1 protein-coding gene is annotated in these 263 nt (G+C 51.7%); it reads right to left on the bottom strand.

Annotation, left to right across the window (positions count from 1 at the left end; genetic code table 11):
* Nucleotides 1-249, bottom strand: a 249-nt coding sequence (locus tag ACZ3GY_RS24230) for a 1-acyl-sn-glycerol-3-phosphate acyltransferase (RefSeq protein WP_465912316.1), incomplete at its 3' end; no start/stop codon positions are given.
* Between the last annotated feature and the right edge of the window lie 14 nt (nt 250-263).

The following is a 263-nucleotide window of genomic DNA, read 5'->3' as shown; positions in this document are numbered from 1 at the left end:
ATCGCCTCTGCGCAACAGTTCGGTTGCAGAGTCAAATTCAGGTGGAATGCATCCGAATCCGCGTAACATCTTGCCTAAGATCGGTGCGTTAAGCAAAAACTTGGTGACTAGGAATCGCGACCTTCGCGGCTCAGGATGTTTGTTGACGATGCCGTCATAAAGTAGGCATCCATCGATTGGTAGAACGCCCGAGTGATTTCCGAAGAGCACGACGCTGCCATCGGCTGGAATGTTTTTCAGTCCAGCGATTTGGACGCCGAACC

The organism is Pseudomonas sp. PME37.24/006, from assembly GCF_055556635.1.
This window is presented reverse-complemented; position numbering and strand designations above follow the sequence as displayed.